Genomic DNA, 19,780 nt, shown 5'->3' with positions numbered 1-19,780 from the left:
TAACCTTTAAAGCCAAATATCATTATGAAAAAAGCCACTTCCTCCAGCAAAACTGAAAGGAAGTGGCTTTCTACTCATTACTCCACAATATTCTCTAATTCATTATATAACTCTGCTCGTAACAACTCTTTCTTCGTTTTTTCCTCATATAATTTTTCAAGTCTTTCAACATCAGCTACATGTTCCATTTCACATTCTATTGCATATACATCTTCTTCTACATGCATTAACTCGTTTTCAATCTCTTCAAGATTCCTAGCTTCTTTCTCTTTTACAGGAACCGTTTCAACACTTTTTTTTCCTTGGCGTTTCTGCTTTATTACTTGCTTCTCAAGCTTTTCTTCCCACTTTTGACGAGCCCATGCATAGTTTCCTGCAAACTCAAATAATTTACATTCATCAATCCAGTACGTCTTTTCAAATAACTTATTTAAAAAATATCGATCGTGTGAAACAGCTAAAATCGTCCCGTTATATTGCTCAAGGGCTTCCTCTAAAACTTCTCTTGATTCAATATCAAGATGGTTTGTCGGCTCATCTAAAATTAGAAAATTGATGTCTTGATACATAAGTTGCGCAAGTCTTAACCTCATTTTTTCTCCACCACTAAGTTGCGTTACTTTCTTAAATACTGCTGGACCATAAAATAAAAACTTAGCTAATATATGTCTTGCTTCTCCCTCTGTTACAGCCACATTCTCCCTGAATGCTTCCAATACATTACTCTTCATATTTTCATACGTATGCTGTGATAAATAACCGATTTTCACACTACTACCAACCCTAATTGCGCCAGCTTCTGGTTCCATTTCTTTTAATAGTAATTTTAGTAAAGTGGTCTTCCCTGTGCCGTTGCGACCAACGATAGCAGCACGCTCTTGAAAACGAACATGTAAATTCGCTTGTTCAAATAAAGGTCGGCCAGCAAAACCTTTACTCACTTCTTTCATTACAACAACATCTTTCCCGCTTCTCTCTTGCCCTTCAAACTGAAGACCCATCTGTTTTCGTTCTAAAATCGGCCTCTTTAATTTCTCTATACGTTCTAACGCACGTTCCATATTTCTCGCTCTTTTATGCAATCCTTCATTCGGAGGGTTCGCTTGATTTGCCCATTCACGTAGACGCTTAATTGCTTCTTTCATTTTCTTTATTTTCTTTTGTTGCTCCTGATAAGCTTGAAACTCTCGAAGTAATCTTTCTTCCTTCTCCTCAACGAACTGAGAATAATTCGTATGGTACACGTGAATCTCTCCATCTTCCAAATCAAAAATTTTCGTTACAACTTCATCAAGGAAATAGCGATCATGTGAAATAACCATAACTGTTCCATTATATTCTTTTAAAAATTGCTCTAACCATTCAACTGCAAACAAATCTAAATGATTTGTTGGTTCATCTAATAGAAGTAAATCTGGTTTCTGCAATAGCATATATGCAAGGCTTACTTTCGTCTGTTCTCCTCCACTTAATTCCGTAAATACTCTTGAAAATAAGTTTGTCACTTGTAAGCCATTTGCTACCTTCATTATATTTGCCTCTATTTCATAACCACCGAGAAATGCAAATTTTTCTTGAATTACTCCGTACCTCTCCATTAGCTTTTGCAAAGAAGATTGTTCCTGCTCTTCTGCCATATTTTTTTCTAGAGTATGCATTTCTTTTTCTAATTCCTTTTCTACTTTAAAAGCGGAACTCAATACATCATATACAGTCATGGCCTCATCAAACTTCGGAATTTGTGCGACATGACCAATACGTGTACCTTTCTTCATATGAATAACTCCTGTATCCAAACTCTCCATTCCCGTTAGAAGCCCAAAGATTGTTGTCTTCCCACTACCGTTACGACCAACTAACCCAACACGTTCACCATTCTTTATTTCAAGCGATATATTTTCAAATATGATGTTTCCACAAAAAGATTTCGTTACATTATTTACACTACAAATAGTCATTTTCCGTACTCCTTTCAATATAAAAAACCATGAGAAAGAAACATTCCCCATGGTTTTCGGCATAGAAAAAGGAAGCCAAATAGCTCCCTTTTCACACGTTTATTAAAAATGGGTGAAGAGATTCCTATCGTTCAATAGTCACTATGCAATTGTTAAAAAAGGGCATACGTATCCCGTTAACAACTACATCATGAAAAATCGCACGACAAAAATAGATAAAATCTAAAAATTTGGCACGTGCAGCTAAAGAACGTTTCATCTCATTCACCCCTTTCGTACGGAATTTAATACTTACTTCTTTATTATACTTCCCTATTTCATGTTTGAATAGTCATTTTTCTGAAAATAATGAAGATAGACTAAACATTTCAATGAGTGACATCAAATCTTACAAAACTGTTATGTTCACGTAATAGAAAGCGATAGTACGAAAAGATGCCTCCCTATACAATAAAGATGTAAACAAGAGAGACAAACAAAAGGAGGAAACAAACATGATAAAAGAAATCGTAAAAGCAATCTTTGAGGTATTAGTGAACGGACAAGCAGTTGTAAAAGAACTAAATGAACTATAAAAAGGAGTGAAGAAATATGATGAACATGGTAAAAATGATTTTACACGCTTTGGTCGATGCAAAAGCAGTTAGCCAAGAATTAAACCAACAATAAAAAGGGGTATATGAATATGAAGAAAGCCATTATTATAATTGCAAGCACAGCAATTACCTTATACACAATAAAAAATAGAAAAAAGAAAAATACTGAAAATGTTCTATATTATCCATACACACTATTAGAGAAAAAATAAAAGACAAGGTACCCTATCGTAATGAGGATATCTTGTCTTTTATTTTTCCCCTTATTCCTTTAGAGGATTTCCTTCTCCTTTTCCCGAATGTATTAAGCGGGATTTTTACACATATTTTAAAGGGGCATATATATAAATGGATACACAACAACTATATTTTTTAAACGATATCGGTAAACAAAAACCAGAAAGTATTCGGAATAGAAGCGCTGCATGTCCATTTTGCGATACAGAACATTTAACGGATATTTTAGCAACTGATGGTTCTATTATTTGGTTAAAAAATAAATTTCCTACATTACAAGATACATTTCAAACAGTGTTAATTGAAACCGATAATTGCGAAGATCATATCGCAACATATACAGAAGAACATATGCGGAAATTAATGCAATTTTCTATTCAACATTGGTTACACTTACAGAAGAAAGAAGAGTTCGCATCTGTAATTTTATACAAAAATCACGGTCCATTTTCAGGTGGAAGTTTGCATCATGCACACATGCAAATTATCGGAATGAAATATGTAGATTATCTTGAAAATATTGAAGAAGAAAATTTCCAAGGGGTAATTGTTCAAAAAAACGAACGCATTGAGCTTAATATTTCAGAGCGTCCCATTATTGGCTTCACTGAATTCAATATAATCATTGATAATATTTCATATATAGATGACATGGCAAATTACATTCAGCAAACTGTACGTTACATACTGACAGATTTCCATAAAGGATGCAGTAGTTATAACTTATTCTTCTATTACTTAAATGGAAAAATCATTTGTAAAGTTGTTCCTAGGTTTGTCGTTTCACCGCTGTATGTAGGATATAAAATACCTCAAGTTTCCACAAAACTAGAATACGTAAAAATACAACTAGCGGAGTATTTCACAAAATGAAACGATTATCAAAAAAAAATAGAGTAGGTATCAAAACCTACTCTTTAATTACACCTTTATTTCGATAGTACACATCTTCTAATCCGATGTTATACTTCATGTTATTATCCGTCCACTCTGGCCCTAAATTCCCTGGCCATCCAGATGTATTCGCTATATATTTCAGTAATGCAAAATCAGTCAAACCTTTTTGCACCCCACGCTTATATCCTTTCATTAAATGCGGCATTGCAATTTGCGCATTTGTACGTGGATCTTTCAGCTCATCATCAGTTAAATGTTCTGGTGCAAGCCCGCCGCCGCGGTGTAGTTGAAACAATCCGAATGAAGTTCCATTATCTCCAACACTTCTTGGATTTAATCGACTTTCATGCTCAGCAATTGCAAGAGGTATCCATTCCGGAAGATTTACTTTCTTCGCTTCCTCTATAATGATTTGTTTCATCTGTTTTGCTTCTTCTGAATCAACATAGCTTGTTCCATTCACTAGCTTATCCATTCCTTCAGACTTTCCTTGGAAATATAAATATACTCCAAGAACAACTAAAAATCCTACAAAGAATTTCTTCACTACCTCTACCTCTTTCTCCGCTGAAATTTGTCCCCTTTCAGCCTTCCCTTTACAATTACCTACATTCTACTACTCTTTTATCATAGCAAATAACTATACATATTATCATCATGCTTTAGACCGATTTTGTGAAAAAAAATCTGGTAAATACGTGCAAAAATGTAACTTTCATAGACTATAACGCGTTTATTGTATATAATTGTAAATTGAATTCTAAATATAAACTAGGAGAATAATAATATGAAAAAATGGCTGTTACTCTTATTTAGTTTACTACTATTAATTCCTGTCCCTATTTCCGCACAAAAAACCGAACAACCAAAAACCCTTATTTTATACAGTTCAAACGATGATCAAATTACAAGTGATATCCAAATACTTAATACACAAGTAGGACATTTCACTAATAATATAACAATTAAAAACATAAAACAGTTAGCTGAAATAACTGATAAATCTTCGTATACACATGTTATTTACATGAGTGAAAAACAAGAAGAACTTTCTACTGAAGCAAAGAAATTTCTAGAAGGATTCCCAGGACCATTACTAGTTTTAGGTCAAAATATAGAACAGTTATCTAATCGTTTTTCATTTATCACACTTAACAATGAAGATATAAACTCTGATACAATTGAATATCCAACACGTAAACTAAAGAATATATTAGAAGAAGAAAGAACAATTAAACAACTTGACACAAATGGAACAATTCTCGCCCATGCTTTAAGAGGAAATAATACTTATCCATTAATTGTACAGCAAAACAATTCTTATTATGTAGCAACTTCTAACCTCTTTGATTGGATATCTTATTATATTGGCGAAAGCCTATTTTCTTATTTTCAGCAAAAACCCGAAACTAATAAAAAATTAGCTTATTTACGTCTTGAGGATGTTCACCCAGCCGCAGATACATATCAATTAAAAGAAATTGCTGAATTACTAAAAGAGAAAAAGATTCCTTACATGATCACTGTTATTCCTGTATATACAGATCCAGATACAGGTAAAACACTACATTTAAAAGATAAACCCGAACTAGTTGATCTTTTACGCTCTATGCAAGATGATGGTGCAGCGATTATTATGCATGGTTACACTCATCAATTTTATGATAGTGAAACTGGGGAAGGTTTTGAATTTTGGGACGTAAAGACAGATCAACCAATTCGCCAACCGAAACATGAAAAACCTAAGACAAAAGATGACTTTCCAAATATAGAGGCATATAACCAATATGTAAAAAAAGGGGAAGAGTTTGAGGAAAAATATACGACAGATCATATCGAAAAGGGGATTCAAGAACTTGTAGATGCTAAACTATATCCTGTCGCCTTTGAAGCACCTCATTACACAATGTCTCAAAAAGGGTATGAAATATTATCAAGATACTTTTCAACTTATGTAGGACAACTACAGTTAAGTGATACAACTTGGAAATCCATGCACTCTCCAGCATATAGAAGTACACCATCATTTCTACATGGAATGAAATTAATGCCTGAAACAGTCGGTTTTATTGAAGAAGATAAGCCACAAGCTATTGCTAAAATGAAAGCAAATGCTTTATCTGTTGCTAAATTATACGATGGGGTTATTGGAGCATTCTATCATCCTTACTTAGGTGTGAAACCATTAAAAGAAGTGTTAAAGGATCTAGAGAGTATTCCAAATATAGAATGGATTGATTTACAAAAGGAAAAGAATGAAGTAAAAATGAAAGATATTCATATTACGACGAATAAAGATGGCATTCACGTTGAAAAACCAACCAGTGCGAATGACATAATTGATTATATAAAGCAATATGGCTTCTTCCTTATACTAGGGTTCGTTATCATTGTCTTTCTTTTATTATTAAAACGTGCGAAAAAATTAGAATCCTAATACAAAACCACCGAGCGGAACGCTTGGTGGTTTTTTATCATATATCAAACCGTGGTATTTTACTAAATAAATTCAACTTTTACTTTTTCCGTTACATGATTAAAACTATAATTCTCCTATCCTTTCAAATAAAATCGACTTGTATTTTCATATATTGTTTCTGCGACCTTATCAATGGATATGTTTTTTATAGAACTAATTTCCTTTAATACCTCTCGAATCATTCTTGGGTGCGTTATAACATCCTCTTGAAATTCCCACGGTCCATCTGTTTCTACCATCATATATTCAAGCGGATAATACGAAACGATTTCTCTAATCTTCTCCTTATGTAAAACATCCGGTGTAATCGAAATATAATAACCATTTCTCATCATCCGTTTCATTGTTTCATCGCTTCCTTTAAACCAATGGAAGTGTGCACGTGAAACTTTATATTTCTCTAGCAAATCACATACAATGTCAGCATCTTCATAAACTGCGTGTAATACAATCGGCAAATTATACTTACTAGCTAGTTCTATAAATTTTTTCAATACAGCTATGTATGGATCTGCAGCAATTCTTTCATCTTCTTTTCTCAAATAATAGGGCAAACCTACTTCACCAATCGCAACAATTCCCTCTGCGTTCTGTTCAATAAGTTGATAAATCTGTTCACACTCCTCTTTATGAATCTGTTGCTCTGGATGAAACCCTATCGCTGGATATATAAAAGGATACTTCTTCGCTAAAGATAACGTTTCCTTACAAGAGTGATAATTTATAGATACTGCAATAAGCCCCTTTATTTCATTACTATTTTCCACCTCTTTTAGTAATCTGCTCTTCTCTTCATCCTTATATTGATCAACATGTATATGACTATCAATCCATTTCATCTTTATGCCCCCATAAAAAAAACAAGAAAGGACTTCCTTTCTTGTTTTAGCATCTATATTATTTAACAATTAAGTTTGTTATGATATCAAATAATCCAATACACACTACGGCAACAGTAAAGTAGCTACAGAAATCTTTAATTGGTAACTTCACTACTTCTTCTTTACGCATCCCATTTTTCTCCCTTCTTACTAGATCCCTAATTATTTTTCTATCTGTATCTATTATGCAAAAAATATGACAAATTTACTATCGAATTAACTTACGTAAACCTTACAATGTTGTAAGGTTTAAAAAAGGATCCTCATCTTTATTCAGATGAGGATTATTAAAAATTAGTTGGTTTTTCATTCTTCATTACAAACAGAAAGTAATACATTAAGACTTTCTAGTTATACTATATGAAAATTACTATCTTTTAACTATCGAATTACATTACAGAAGGCTTACATGTTTGTAAGTTATGTGTAATGTAATTCGATAGTTCCCCTTACTTATATTTCGTACAATAACGTTAGAAAGTAAGCCAAATAAGAAGAACACTCACATAACCAAATTACATTGCTAGTAGCTACTCTTCTTATACCTTTCACCTATGCTACTACAATGTACCCCCTTCCCCTTTATATAATAAAAAAGCCTTAGTCTATATGTACTAAGGATTTTTTATTAATCTCAAAAATACCCTTACCCAGTATTTTTATTTTCGACAAAAAATAGCTGGGGGTATATTTTACTATCTCATCGTTAAAAGTTTGCTCTTCGCATTTATAGGAATATTTGCAACCTCAATCTCTTCAATCGATTCACCGTAACGTCCTTTTGCAAAAACCTTTAATGCTTCATCTCTCTTTAACATATGCTTAACCGTTTTCTTTATTTTCTGCTCTCTACCACGTTCATCGAATGCAATAAATTCATATTCATACCACTCATCACCAATATGCTGACCAATTGTATTCACAACCGTATAGTATTCTTTCGTCTTATAAAATGGATTATATTTATCGATAACCGGCCCAAGTTTCGTAGGCAGTAACATTACTACTATTACTATCATCGCTATTATAGTAGTGATCATTTTTTTCTTCATAATAAACATTCCTCCTCTGCAGGATATATATACATCCATTTTAAAAAGGGGGAATAAAATCTACTATTTAATCTCATTACATTACACTTACATTTTTGTAAGAATTAAAAAAGGTGAACGAATTTACTCGTTCACCTTTTAGCTTGCTTTAAAGCCACCGCCAAGTACATCACGTACATCATGTATAACAACGAAAGCATCTTCATCTACCCGGCTAATAACTTGTTTTAACTTAACAAGCTCTTGTTTATTAATAACAACATATAAAACTTCTTTATTTTTACCAGTATATCCGCCGCGCCCTTCTAATACAGTAACACCGCGTGTCATATTTTTCGTAATAGCCTCACGAATTAAATCTGGTTGATTCGAAATAATCGTAACAGCCGTTTTTGTATCCATTCCTTCTACAATGAAATCAATCACCTTCGCTCCGATGAACACAGCTACAAGTGTATACATTGCCTTTTCTTGCCCTATTATAAATACAGAACCAGCAATTACAACAATATCAATAATTAGTACGCCTTTACCTACGCTCCAACCTAAATATTGATTCGCTAACTGAGCTAAGATTGCTGATCCTCCCGATGTACCTCCGGCTTTGAACATACAGCCTAATCCAATACCCACAAATAAGCCAGCAAATAAAGCTGCTAATAATGTATCACTATTTACATGATATTCAATATGTTCTGTAACGTATAAAAACAAAGATGTTTCTACAATCCCTAAAATTGTATAAATCATTGTTTTCTTATCAAAAAATTTATAACCAACAGCTAGTAAAATTGCATTTATAGCAAAGTTCACAATTCCTGGTGACCAATCAAATAAGTAGTACGTAACAACCGTTAAACCAATAATTCCACCTTCCGATAAACGGTTTGGAATTGCAAAGTAATTAATACCAATTGCGAATAATAATGAACCAATTGTAATTAGTGTTATTTCCTTTATACGTTGATTAACCATAGTTCATACCCTCCCCCCATTTGACATTGTATCACTATCTCCTAGAGGTTTAGAAGTGGTTTTTATTCCGCATTTTCTCTCTTAAAAATTGAAATATTATGTTTAAACAGAGGGTTGATTAATTATTCATATTTGCTCTAACTGCACGGACAAATTGCTCCACATTCCCTTTCTGAATATACTTAGCGCGAATGGTTTCATGATTACAAGTAAACTCAAAATACGGATGAAAATCTATGCTATCTATATGCAAATATGAATACTCTTTAAATGTTGAAGAATAGTACGGAAATTTCCCGTAAAAAAGGAGACGTCTAGTAGTGGCAACAAAAATCCCATGTTGATACGATAATATAAAATTATCCTTCTCAAATATCCCTACCACAAAGGCCAAAATCTTTTCATCATCATCTACATACTTTTTCATACTCAATAAAAGTTCATTCATGCATATTCCTCCAAATTCTATTCACTGCTTTAACACTTGAAAAGAATCCATGGATTATTACAGACCGGTTTAACTCCTTTATAAAGTATGAAACGCGTTTCCTGTCAAAGATATTCCAAAAAAATAATCCGTTATGCGATTATACACATAACGGATTAAGATTAAACTGTAGAGCGTTCCACAAGTTCGTATGGAATTTCCAGCTTTTCTTGTTCAGAACTCTCGTCATTCACTTTTCTATGCAACATTTCAAAAGCAGTTTTCCCTATCTCCTTTAAATTTTGATCAATAGTTGTCAATTGTAACACTTGCGAGATAGGTTGATTATCAAAGCCAATAATCGCTAAATCCTCAGGAACTTGAATCCCTAATTTTTCAACCTCTGTCATAACCCCAATCGCAACTTCATCACCTGCTACTATTAATGCTTCAGGAAGATCCTGCATCTCTTTTAACTTATGAGCCACTTTTACACCATCTTCTAGTGTAAAACATTCTGTAAAAATCCATTCTTCATTAACCTCTTCGTCTATAGATTGCAATTGCTGTTTATAAACATCAAAACGCTTTTGACTACTCGGCCCTAATTTTCTTCCCGTACAATAACCAATTTTTTTATAACCTTTCTCAATCAAATAATCCATTCCTAATTGAAAGGCCGCTGAATGATTCGTATATACACTTGAGATGTTTGAAATATCATTGTCTTCACAAGCAATTATTGCGCCGTAAGAAGCATACGGTTCTATCGTTTCCCAATCATTTGCACGTGAACAAATAATAAGACCATCCAATTGTTTTGTTTTTAACATATGTAAACTTTTCATTTCTTCTTTTTTATTATAATTCGTTTGGCAAAGTAGCACCCTGTAATTATGCGCTAACGCAGTCTCCATCATTCCGCTCACCATCGCATCAAAACACGGATGATTAATATACGGTAAAATCACACCAACAATATTCGTTTTTCCTTTTGATAAATGAACAGCATTTGCGTTTTGCGAGTAATTCAATTTCTCAACTATCTCTATAACCGCTTTTCTTTTTTCTTCACTTACATATGGGTGATCATTCAACACTCTCGAAACAGTCGTAACTGAAACTCCCGCCATCTTTGCAATATCTTTAATATTAGCCATACACTCACCTCTACCTTTAACTTAATGAATCTCATGAACATATGTCAAATCTTCTTATCATTACACCTTCATTCGTTTCTCTTACAAAAGTGTAATTTTTCTGTAAGCTAATTCGATAGTGACTTTCCGCAACATTTCATACAATTGAGTCAGAAACAGGGTAACAACTATTCGAAAAGGAGCGGATTAATATGATGAACAAAATGAAAACAAACAATTTCTTAAATACAATGGGCATGGTATTTTCCGCTCTTATCGACGCAAAAGCTGTTGCTTCTACATTAAACAAGTAAGGAGAATGTATTATGAATAACATCACTTTTAACAAATTAGATTTTTTAGGACTAGCTAGTGGCTCGCTTCTTCTTACTGCTTTTATTTACGCCGCTACGCTTGTATAACTTTGTGTCCCCTTTCCCCTTTATTATAAATAGTAATAGAAAAGACGACCGTCTATGCCCGGTCGTCTTTTCTTATTTTTGATTTGATTGCAAAGCTTCTTTTAACTCCTCAAACTTCTCATTTAATTGATCTGTCATCATTTTCATAGCGGTTTTTCGATCTATTTGTTCTCCAGCCTCAATTTGAATTGGATCTCCAAAAATCAATTGTGCCTTTTTCCCCTTTATTAATTCTTTTACACTTGATGGACCAACATAAGCTGCTGGTACTAACGGAACATTAGAACGCATCGCAATTGTCACAGCACCCGCTTTTAATGAAACATCTTCCGCTGATCTCGTTCCACTCGGAAAAATCCCTACTACCTTTCCTTCTTTTAATAAACGTGATGGAATTTTAAGTGTACTTGGTCCTGGGTTCGCACGATCTACAGGGAATGCATTTACATTTTTAAAGAACCATTTTTTGAATTTCCCTTCAAATAATTCTTTTTTGGCCATGTAATGAATTTGAGTTGGATACATCCCTGTAGCTAACATTAATACATCCATAAAACTTGTATGTGTACATGCAACAACATACGGTCCACCTTCTGGTAGCTTTTCTCTTCCTTGTACTTCTACTTTTCCAGCTGTTTTAAATATATATTTCAACAAAAATGTAATTGGTTTATACATTTGTTTCGTTCCTTTCTAAACATCCGAAGTATAATCATATTCTTATAACAATTATAACACTAAGTTTTAGGAGTTGGTAATAAAATTAAGTATGAATTGTTAAATTTCAATTCTTACAAAAGTGTAATTTTCTTGTAAGCTAATTCGATAGTTACTTCTTACTATATTTCATACAATTAAGTCAGAAACAGGGCAACAATTATTCGAAAAGAAGTGGATTAATATGATGAACAAAATGGAAACGAACAATTTCTTAAATACAATGGGCATGGTATTATCAGCTCTTTTCGATGCAAAAGCTGTTTCTTCTACATTAAACAAGTAAGGAGAATGTATTATGAATAACAGTACTTTTAACAAATTAGATTTTTTAGGATTAGCTAGCGGCTCTCTTCTTCTTACTGCTTTCATTTACGCTGCTACGCTTGTATAACTTTGTGTCCCCTTTCCCCTTTATATAGAAAAAGACGACCGTCTATGCCCGGTCGTCTTTTTAATTTTTTCTTTCTTTCAATTCTTTTAAAAGCTGTATCAGCTCAGCTTGTTGTTTTATCTTTTTACGACCATTTCGATTAATTGCTGCAAGCTCACAGGCAACTCCGACGGCGAAGAAAAACAATAAACTTTCTAACATGTGAAATCCTCCATTTGCCTATTAAACAGCTTGACGTAATTGCTCTTCTTGTAAAACTCTCTTATTTATATTTTCTTCTTTTCTCTGACAAACGTTATTGCGAATAAGCGCTGCAATAACAAGTACAGTCCCTATAATATCAAACATTGTGATTTGATACCCTTGCATCATCATAATAGCTAAAGTCGTAATTGGTACAAAATTAATAAATAAAATCCCATTAATGGATGATAAAATTTTCACACCGTAGTTCCAAGCAAGTAGCGCTACAATACCTGGCAATGTCATCATAAATAACAAATCATATTTTACAATAGAAATCGTTCCCATACTCGGAACTGAAATATATCCAAGCGACGTAATAATTACCGTTATAATTCCTGTAACAGTCGTACCGAATACACACGTCAACGTAGAATAACGTAATGTTGACCAATCACTACAAGTTTGACCACCCATCGTATAAATAACCCAGCCTACAACACCAATAAATATAAATGCTAATGAGAACATATTATCTTTCAATGTTACAAAGAAACTCATGTCACCTTTTGTAATAACAAACACAGCTCCTACAAAAGCAATAACCATACTCGTTATCATATACTTCTTCGGTTTTATATGCTTATATCCCCATAAAATACAAATAGAAATCATCGGCATAAGTGCCTCCATAATGGAAGCTACCATTACACCCGACTTACCCATTAACATTTGCCCTAAAAATATGAGGACATTATATACTGTAAATGCCATCGTTCCAAAAAAGACGAGTAACTTTCCTCTTCCCTCTAAACGAAATGCCTGTTTTCCTTCTTTCATTAACAACAATACAATCAGTACGATCGCCACCGCTCCATAGCGAATAAGCGAAAAATAAAATGGATCTATGTATTCTAGCGCATGATCAGCAACTGGAAACATCGCTCCCCATGACATACTCGCAATTAAACAAGCTAAAGCCCCTATTATCATTTGACCTCTTCTCACCGCAATCCCCCGTTTCTTTCTATTTGCACAAAGAGAATTGTAAAAGAAAAAATATATCACGTAAAATGATTCAAAATGATGTTAACTATCATTTATAATGATAGTTAACATCAAGGGGGATTACAAAATGGAATTAAGAGACTTACAAATCTTTAAAAGCGTTGCCGACCAGGGTAGTGTAAGTAACGCAGCAAAGGAATTAAATTATGTACAATCAAATGTAACTGCACGTATTAAACAACTAGAAAACGAATTAAAAACCCCACTCTTTTACCGCCATAAACGAGGCATGACTTTAACAGCTGAAGGAAGAAAAATGCTCGTTTATGTTAATAAAATTTTGCAAGATGTCGACGAACTAAAACAAGTATTTTTAGATAGTGAAACACCCTCCGGTATATTAAAAATCGGTACAGTAGAAACAGTAAGTACATTACCTACCATTTTATCTTCTTACTATAAAAGCTATCCGAATGTCGATTTATCATTACAAGCGGGTCTAACAGAAGAATTGATTAGAGAAGTACTTGATCATCAATTAGATGGTGCCTTTATATCAGGTCCTATTAAACATCCACTAATCGAACAATACGATGTTAGTACAGAAAAATTAATGCTTGTAACACAAAATAAAGCTTTTCATATAGAAGAATTTACAACAACGCCTCTACTCGTTTTTAACCAAGGATGTGGATACCGTTCCAAACTAGAACGATGGCTGAAAGACGAAGGTTTGCTACCAAAAAGAATTATGGAATTCAATATATTAGAGACAATATTAAACAGCGTTGCACTCGGCCTCGGAATTACACTCGTACCACAGTCTGCTGTCCATCATCTTTCTAAAGCAGGTAAGGTACATTGTCATGCAATCCCTGAAAAATACGGCAGTATTTCAACGGTTTTCATACGCCGTAAAGATAGCTATATGACGAATTCAATGCGTAGTTTTTTAAAAACAATTGAAGAACATCATCATATCAATATGCTGTGAAAGACATTCTTACATGAATGTCTTTTTTTCTTACAAAAGTGTAAGTCTTTCGTAAGCTAATTCGATAGTTGCAAGTGGACATATTTCCTATAATTAAGACATAAGCAGGGCAACAACAATTCGAAAAGGAGCGGATACGCATGATGAACAATATGAAATCAAATAAATTTTTAAATACAATGGGCATGGTGCTATCCGCACTTGTCGATGCAAAAGCTGTTGCAACTACATTAAACAAATAAGGAGAGATTATAATGAACAACATTACTTTCAACAAATCAGACTTTACCCCGCATTAACGGGCAGTAAGACTCCCACTTCAAAATTCAGCGAAATCAAAGAAGTTAGGTTTAGGATCAACTGCCCGTAAAAGCCCGATTGGTTCAACTAATAATCAGCGAGGGATACCCCGCCCTCACTGATTAAAGTTTCACTTTATCGGACTTGCAAGTGGAGCTACTCTTCTTACAGCTTTCATTTACACACTTGCTCAAGGTCTTATTTAATACTTTGTTTCCCCAAACCCCTTTATATATAGAAAAAGCTGTTCGTCTTATAGACAAGCAGCTTTTTAGTTTGTTTCATATATAATTTGACCTGTTTTCTTAGTATCATATCCGCCAATTGCATTTAATTCATTATGAAATTCTTCCGATTGCAGAATGTCTTTCACGACTTCAATCAGCTCTTCATTTTCTTTATTCTTCAAAATTACTAAATCATACTGTTCTTTCATGATTGGAATAAAGTCCACATTTACAATTTGCGAAAACTTTTCTGAACCTACTCCTACATCAGCTTTTCCATTTGCAACTTGCGTGGCAACACCCAGATGATTCGATTCTTCCCATTCATATCCACTAATATCAGCTTTATTTAATTTTTGGATTCGTAATTGTTCATCCACTAACACTCTAATACCAGAACCCTTTTCTCGATTTACAAACTTTATAGTGGATCCGGATATGTCAGCCCATGTCTTTATTTTCTTCGGATTTCCTTTTTGGACATAAAACCCTACATTTCTGGACAATAAATTAATCATAATACATGGTTGACCTACTAAAATGCGTTTTACGTAAGGAACATTATATGTACCCGTTTCACCATCAAACAAATGCAAACTAACGATACTTCCTTCTCCTTGATACATTTTCACTAAACTTGTTAAGCTACCTTGATACGCTCTTAAAACATTAGAACTTGGCAAACGATTTTCTATACGTTTAGCTAACATATCTAACGTTAGTTCTTGACCACTAATAATACACGTGTTCAAGATACTACTACCATCGTTTTTCACAGGAGTAACTTGTACCTTTCCTGTTTTCATTTGTTTTATATATTGATCTAAATCCACTGCATCAATGCGCATCTGTCTACCAACTCTATAAGAAGGAAGTTCTCCTTTTTTAATTAAGTCGTATACAGTTAATTTTGATACCTTTAATCGCTTTGCTACTTCTTCCGTTGTGTAGGAATGATGATCCATAGACGATTCCTCACTTTCTCCTTTCATTGTAACAAAGAAAAGAATATTTCTCCTATTTTTTAAAAATAGATATATGTTCAAATTATATTCAATTATAACTAGTTATATTTAGTTATACTTAGTTATAATTAGTTATATCAAAACGAAAGGGGATTTTTTTATGAATAAATTTACATTACGTTCTATTGGGGCACTTATACTTTCTTTCCTTCTTATATTTAGTGCTGCTTGTACAAGTGGGGAAAAGAATACAAAGTCAGCTGCTAAAGAAGATAAAACAGTTGAACTGACTATCTCAGCTGCTGCAAGCTTACAAGATGCATTAAAAGAAATTGAAAAACAATATAAAGAAAAAGAGCCAAATATCAAACTTTCTTTTAACTTCGGTGCTTCTGGAGCACTTCAACAACAAATTGAACAAGGTGCACCTGCTGATTTATTCTTCTCTGCAGCAGAAGATAAATTCCAAACCCTTGTAAAGAAAGGATTCATTAATGAAAAAGAAGGGAAAAATCTTCTTGGAAATGAACTAGTTCTAGTCATCCCTAAAGATAGTTCTCTTACAAAATTTCAAGATTTAAAAGATGAGAAAATCAAAAAAATTGCACTTGGTACACCTGAATCTGTACCTGCTGGAAAATATGCAAAGGCTTCTCTAACACACGAAAACCTTTGGAATGATGTTCAAAATAAAGTCGTATTTACAAAAGATGTTCGCCAAGTGTTAACATATGTAGAAACAGGGAATATCGATGCTGGTATCGTATACAAAACAGATGCTCTCATTTCAGATAAAGTAAAGATTGGTGAAACAGCAGCAGCTACTTCTCATGAGCCAATCCACTATCCTTTAGGTGTTATAAAGGAATCTAAACATAAGAAAGAGGCGACTTCATTTTATGAGTATTTGCAGTCAAAAGATGCACAATCTATCTTTAAGAAATATGGATTTACAGTCCTGTCGTAATTACTATGAGCATTGATGCTATTATATCGCCTGTCTTTCTATCTTTAAGAGTAGCTGCGTGTGCCACTATTCTCGTTACAATTTTAGGGACGATTGTCGGGCGAGCACTAGCTCGCTCCTCATGGCGATATAAAGTACTATTAGAAACCATATTTTTATTACCAATGGTACTTCCACCAACTGTTATCGGCTTCTTTCTCATTATCATCTTTGGAAACAACAGCCCGATTGGAAGGTGGGTTGAATCATTATTTCAGCAGTCTATTATGTTCACATCTACCGCTGCGATCATCGCTTCTACAGTTGTTGCATTTCCGCTTATGTACCAATCAGCGAAAACGGGATTTTCTATCGCAAATGTACAAATTGAAGAAAGTGCTCGTGACCTTGGCGCAAGTGAATATCAAGTTTTTCTGCACGTTACACTTCCGCTCGCATTTCCTGCATTACTAAGCGGGATGATTTTGAGCTTTGTCCGCGCGCTCGGTGAGTTTGGTGCTACACTCATGTTTGCCGGGAACATTCCTGGTAAAACACAGACAATCCCAACTGCAATTTACATGGCCATTGACGCAAGTAATATGCAACTCGCCTGGACACTTGTGGTTATCACTATTAGTATGTCACTCCTATTTCTGCTATGTATTCAGCTTATTAACAAAAGAATTACTAACCTTTAAAGCAGCTTTTTTGGAAGCTGCTTATTTATTTCTTAGGAAATAAATAAGTCGTTGGGAAATAACTGAATTTTACCTCTTATTGAAATATACATTTTATTTGAATTCACTTTCTAAAATAGGCAATTTCCTGTTATTATATGGAGGTGTTTCAAAAAATGAAGAAATGAAAACGCATTTATATCGTGAATTCTTCATCCTGTTTTAGCGATCGGTAATCTTCTACTCTATTAGTGGGGCATTACCGATCGTTAGAACGATATGTAATTATATTGGTATAGGAAACCGAAGGGAGTCTTGTAATGGACATTTTATTAGCGCTTCTTCCTGCAATTGCATGGGGAAACATCTTATTAGTAAGCGTAAAAATGGGCGGTGGTGCATATAGCCAAACGGTAGGTATGACAATCGGTGCTCTATTCTTCGCAACAATTATGTATGTATTTACTCAACCAGCTTTAACAATGACAGTCTTAATTGTTGGTTTTATTTCAGGTTTATTCTGGGCTTTAGGACAAGTAAACCAATTAAAAACAGTTGAAAAACTAGGTGTTTCAACTACCGTAACAATTTCTACTGGTATGCAACTTGTTGCAACTTCTATCTTTGGGGTTATCGCTTTCCGTGAATGGACTACTACGACAACAATTGTTCTGGGAACGATTGCAATCCTATTAATCGTAGTTGGTGTTGTATTCACATCACTAGATGATAAAGAAAATGCTCAGCCACCAGGACAATTGAAAAAAGGACTTCTTACTTTAATTGTTTCTACTTTCGGCTATCTTGTATATGTAATTATTATTCGTTGGTATAATATCGATGGTTGGTCTGCTATTTTACCACAAGCAGTTGGTATGTTTGTTGGTGCGGTTGTACTGACGTCTAAACATAAACCATTTAACAAATATGCAATTCGTAATGCTTTATCCGGTTTACTATGGGGAACGGGAAACTTATTCTTACTTCTTTCATTACCACGTGTCGGAGTAGCAACAAGCTTCCCATTATCTCAAACTGGAATCGTTATCTCAACATTCGGTGCAATTGTCTTCTTAGGTGAAAAGAAAACAAAACGTCAATTGATCTTTATTGCACTAGGCAGTGTTTTAATTATCGGCGGTGCTGTATTACTTGGTATGACAAAAGCATAATCTTATATTCTATCAGTAAACCCCTGAAGCATATATGCTTCAGGGGTTTTTCAATTCTAATTATTTTCTAGATATAATTATTTGTATGTTCTTGCCCCTTATAATTGCTCTTCCACTCTAGCAAACCAGCTACACATATAAAGAGATTAATAACAGCTAATATTAGTATGACGTAGAAACCAGTATAAGTAATAGCCCTTTCCTTTACCATGAATTTCCGCCTTCCCATTATCCATTCCATCTACGGTAAGTCTTTTCTTTTTACAAAATTCTCTTAAAGATGATATCGTTTTTATAACATATCTCTACTAGAAAGGAATAAAGGATATGCTAACTAAACATCGAATTTTATTTATTGGTGCCGGTCGTATGGCCGAAGCTATATTTTCCGGATTACTTAAAACAAGCAAAGAGTACATCGAAGAAATTATCGTCTCTAACCGAAGCAACGCAGAAAAACTAAAACAGTTACAACATCGATATAATGTGTCTACTGCAACAGATTGGAAGCAGCATGTTACATCTGTCGATACGGTTGTTTTAGCAATGCCACCTTCTGCTCATGAAGAGTTATTAGCTGAGCTATCTCCGTTAATATCAAATCAACTTGTCGTAACAGTAGCAGCTGGCATTGGACCATCTTATTTAGAAGCTAGACTCCCAAAAGGCACGCCTGTTGCTTGGATTATGCCTAATACAGCTGCTGAAATTGGAAATTCTATCTCCTTATATACAATGGGACAATCAATAAAAGAGATGCATCAAGAAACCCTGCAACTGCTTTTAAGAGGTATTGGTACTTCGCAACTTTGTACTGAGGAAGAAGTTCATCAGCTTACTGCAGTTACTGGAAGTGCACCAGCCTTCCTTTATTACTTTGCTGAAAGCTTAATTGAAGCAACAAAAAGTTATGGAGTCGATGAAGAAACCGCAAAACATCTTGTCATTCAAATGATTTCTGGCTCTGCTTCTATGCTCGAACAAACGCAAGATCCAGCTAACCTCCGCGAACAAGTAACAACGCCAGGTGGTTCCACAGCTGAGGGTCTCAAAACTTTATATGAATATAATTTTTCAGAGGCAATTCAAAAAGCAGTAGAAGCAACAAACAAAAAAGCTAGGGGGAAATAA

General features: G+C 34.1%; 22 protein-coding genes and 1 pseudogene. 11 read left to right on the top strand and 12 right to left on the bottom strand.

The annotated features are described in order from the left end of the window. Positions 1 to 77 precede the first annotated feature (77 nt). Complete coding sequence (gene abc-f / locus ASE54_RS19980) at positions 78 to 2,009, bottom strand: ribosomal protection-like ABC-F family protein (protein WP_114365440.1); 1,932 nt, start codon at positions 2,007 to 2,009, stop codon at positions 78 to 80. 73 nt (positions 2,010 to 2,082) lie between these two features. Beyond that, positions 2,083 to 2,217, bottom strand: coding sequence for an RAxF-45 family protein (locus ASE54_RS37180; protein WP_000830643.1), 135 nt, complete (start codon positions 2,215 to 2,217; stop codon positions 2,083 to 2,085). Between the two features lie 420 nt (positions 2,218 to 2,637). On the opposite strand from ASE54_RS37180, the gene ASE54_RS19975 reads away from it, so the two are divergent. Together ASE54_RS19975 and ASE54_RS19970 are read left to right on the top strand one after the other, a co-directional pair. Beyond that, positions 2,638 to 2,766: a hypothetical protein gene (locus tag ASE54_RS19975; protein ID WP_002083998.1), complete on the top strand. Its 129-nt coding sequence runs from the start codon at positions 2,638 to 2,640 to the stop codon at positions 2,764 to 2,766. Between the two features lie 136 nt (positions 2,767 to 2,902). Next, positions 2,903 to 3,664, top strand: a complete 762-nt coding sequence (locus ASE54_RS19970) for a DUF4931 domain-containing protein (protein WP_002162952.1) — start codon at positions 2,903 to 2,905, stop codon at positions 3,662 to 3,664. Positions 3,665 to 3,701: 37 nt separating this feature from the next. Here the strand turns inward: ASE54_RS19970 and ASE54_RS19965 are convergent, their stop codons facing one another. Then, the gene (locus ASE54_RS19965) at positions 3,702 to 4,235 is read right to left on the bottom strand and encodes a transglycosylase SLT domain-containing protein (protein WP_000713249.1); all 534 of its coding nucleotides are present in this window, start codon (positions 4,233 to 4,235) and stop codon (positions 3,702 to 3,704) included. 240 nt (positions 4,236 to 4,475) lie between these two features. On the opposite strand from ASE54_RS19965, the gene ASE54_RS19960 reads away from it, so the two are divergent. Then, on the top strand, positions 4,476 to 6,125 hold the full coding sequence (locus tag ASE54_RS19960; protein ID WP_000759042.1) for a polysaccharide deacetylase family protein: 1,650 nt from the start codon (positions 4,476 to 4,478) through the stop codon (positions 6,123 to 6,125). Between the two features lie 116 nt (positions 6,126 to 6,241). Here the strand turns inward: ASE54_RS19960 and ASE54_RS19955 are convergent, their stop codons facing one another. The 5 genes from ASE54_RS19955 to ASE54_RS19930 form a co-directional block, all read right to left on the bottom strand. Beyond that, on the bottom strand, positions 6,242 to 7,006 hold the full coding sequence (locus tag ASE54_RS19955; RefSeq protein WP_000871104.1) for a TatD family hydrolase: 765 nt from the start codon (positions 7,004 to 7,006) through the stop codon (positions 6,242 to 6,244). Positions 7,007 to 7,743: 737 nt separating this feature from the next. Further along, entirely contained in the window at positions 7,744 to 8,100 is a 357-nt protein-coding gene (locus tag ASE54_RS19945) for a YxeA family protein (RefSeq protein ID WP_000728422.1), read from the bottom strand. Positions 8,101 to 8,238: 138 nt separating this feature from the next. Then, complete coding sequence (locus ASE54_RS19940) at positions 8,239 to 9,075, bottom strand: YitT family protein (RefSeq protein WP_000248045.1); 837 nt, start codon at positions 9,073 to 9,075, stop codon at positions 8,239 to 8,241. A gap of 118 nt (positions 9,076 to 9,193) precedes the next feature. Beyond that, positions 9,194 to 9,523, bottom strand: a complete 330-nt coding sequence (locus ASE54_RS19935; protein WP_001004219.1) for a PH domain-containing protein — start codon at positions 9,521 to 9,523, stop codon at positions 9,194 to 9,196. A 161-nt stretch (positions 9,524 to 9,684) separates the two neighbouring features. Further along, complete coding sequence (locus ASE54_RS19930) at positions 9,685 to 10,662, bottom strand: LacI family DNA-binding transcriptional regulator (RefSeq protein WP_001273903.1); 978 nt, start codon at positions 10,660 to 10,662, stop codon at positions 9,685 to 9,687. 305 nt (positions 10,663 to 10,967) lie between these two features. Here ASE54_RS19930 and ASE54_RS34920 point away from each other — a divergent pair, with 305 nt between their 5' ends. Further along, complete coding sequence (locus ASE54_RS34920) at positions 10,968 to 11,063, top strand: DUF3948 family protein (RefSeq protein ID WP_001060007.1); 96 nt, start codon at positions 10,968 to 10,970, stop codon at positions 11,061 to 11,063. Between the two features lie 72 nt (positions 11,064 to 11,135). On the opposite strand, the gene ASE54_RS19925 is transcribed toward ASE54_RS34920, so the two are convergent. After that, complete coding sequence (locus ASE54_RS19925) at positions 11,136 to 11,741, bottom strand: 1-acyl-sn-glycerol-3-phosphate acyltransferase (RefSeq protein ID WP_000277776.1); 606 nt, start codon at positions 11,739 to 11,741, stop codon at positions 11,136 to 11,138. 337 nt (positions 11,742 to 12,078) lie between these two features. Between ASE54_RS19925 and ASE54_RS35890 the strand changes: the two genes are divergently transcribed. Further along, on the top strand, positions 12,079 to 12,174 hold the full coding sequence (locus ASE54_RS35890; RefSeq protein WP_001066117.1) for a DUF3948 family protein: 96 nt from the start codon (positions 12,079 to 12,081) through the stop codon (positions 12,172 to 12,174). A gap of 60 nt (positions 12,175 to 12,234) precedes the next feature. On the opposite strand, the gene ASE54_RS34910 is transcribed toward ASE54_RS35890, so the two are convergent. Beyond that, positions 12,235 to 12,375, bottom strand: coding sequence for a YrzO family protein (locus ASE54_RS34910; protein WP_000894065.1), 141 nt, complete (start codon positions 12,373 to 12,375; stop codon positions 12,235 to 12,237). A gap of 21 nt (positions 12,376 to 12,396) precedes the next feature. After that, positions 12,397 to 13,365 (bottom strand): DMT family transporter, encoded by a 969-nt coding sequence (locus ASE54_RS19920; RefSeq protein ID WP_016083974.1) that lies wholly within the window; start codon positions 13,363 to 13,365, stop codon positions 12,397 to 12,399. Between the two features lie 127 nt (positions 13,366 to 13,492). On the opposite strand from ASE54_RS19920, the gene ASE54_RS19915 reads away from it, so the two are divergent. Together ASE54_RS19915 and ASE54_RS35885 are read left to right on the top strand one after the other, a co-directional pair. Continuing rightward, entirely contained in the window at positions 13,493 to 14,359 is an 867-nt protein-coding gene (locus tag ASE54_RS19915; protein ID WP_000423024.1) for a LysR family transcriptional regulator, read from the top strand. 434 nt (positions 14,360 to 14,793) lie between these two features. Next, positions 14,794 to 14,865 (top strand): annotated as a pseudogene (locus ASE54_RS35885) (DUF3948 family protein); the annotation flags it as partial. Positions 14,866 to 14,930: 65 nt separating this feature from the next. On the opposite strand, the gene ASE54_RS19910 reads toward ASE54_RS35885, so the two are convergent. Further along, positions 14,931 to 15,851, bottom strand: coding sequence for a substrate-binding domain-containing protein (locus ASE54_RS19910; protein WP_014895373.1), 921 nt, complete (start codon positions 15,849 to 15,851; stop codon positions 14,931 to 14,933). Positions 15,852 to 16,011: 160 nt separating this feature from the next. Between ASE54_RS19910 and modA the strand changes: the two genes are divergently transcribed. From modA to proC, 4 genes are all read left to right on the top strand, one after another. Next, entirely contained in the window at positions 16,012 to 16,818 is an 807-nt protein-coding gene (gene modA / locus ASE54_RS19905; protein ID WP_001032237.1) for a molybdate ABC transporter substrate-binding protein, read from the top strand. Between the two features lie 5 nt (positions 16,819 to 16,823). Further along, positions 16,824 to 17,498 carry a molybdate ABC transporter permease subunit gene (modB, locus tag ASE54_RS19900; protein ID WP_000020519.1) on the top strand — a complete coding sequence of 225 codons (675 nt, stop codon included), beginning with the start codon at positions 16,824 to 16,826 and terminating at the stop codon, positions 17,496 to 17,498. 299 nt (positions 17,499 to 17,797) lie between these two features. After that, entirely contained in the window at positions 17,798 to 18,649 is an 852-nt protein-coding gene (locus tag ASE54_RS19895) for a GRP family sugar transporter (protein ID WP_000353549.1), read from the top strand. Between the two features lie 327 nt (positions 18,650 to 18,976). Beyond that, on the top strand, positions 18,977 to 19,780 hold the full coding sequence (gene proC, locus ASE54_RS19885; protein ID WP_000956242.1) for a pyrroline-5-carboxylate reductase: 804 nt from the start codon (positions 18,977 to 18,979) through the stop codon (positions 19,778 to 19,780).

Source organism: Bacillus sp. Root131, assembly GCF_001429475.1.
GTDB classification, from domain to species: Bacteria; Bacillota; Bacilli; order Bacillales; family Bacillaceae_G; genus Bacillus_A; species Bacillus_A thuringiensis_S.
The sequence above is the reverse complement of the archived record's forward strand: the minus strand, read 5'-3'. Positions and strand labels throughout refer to the sequence as shown.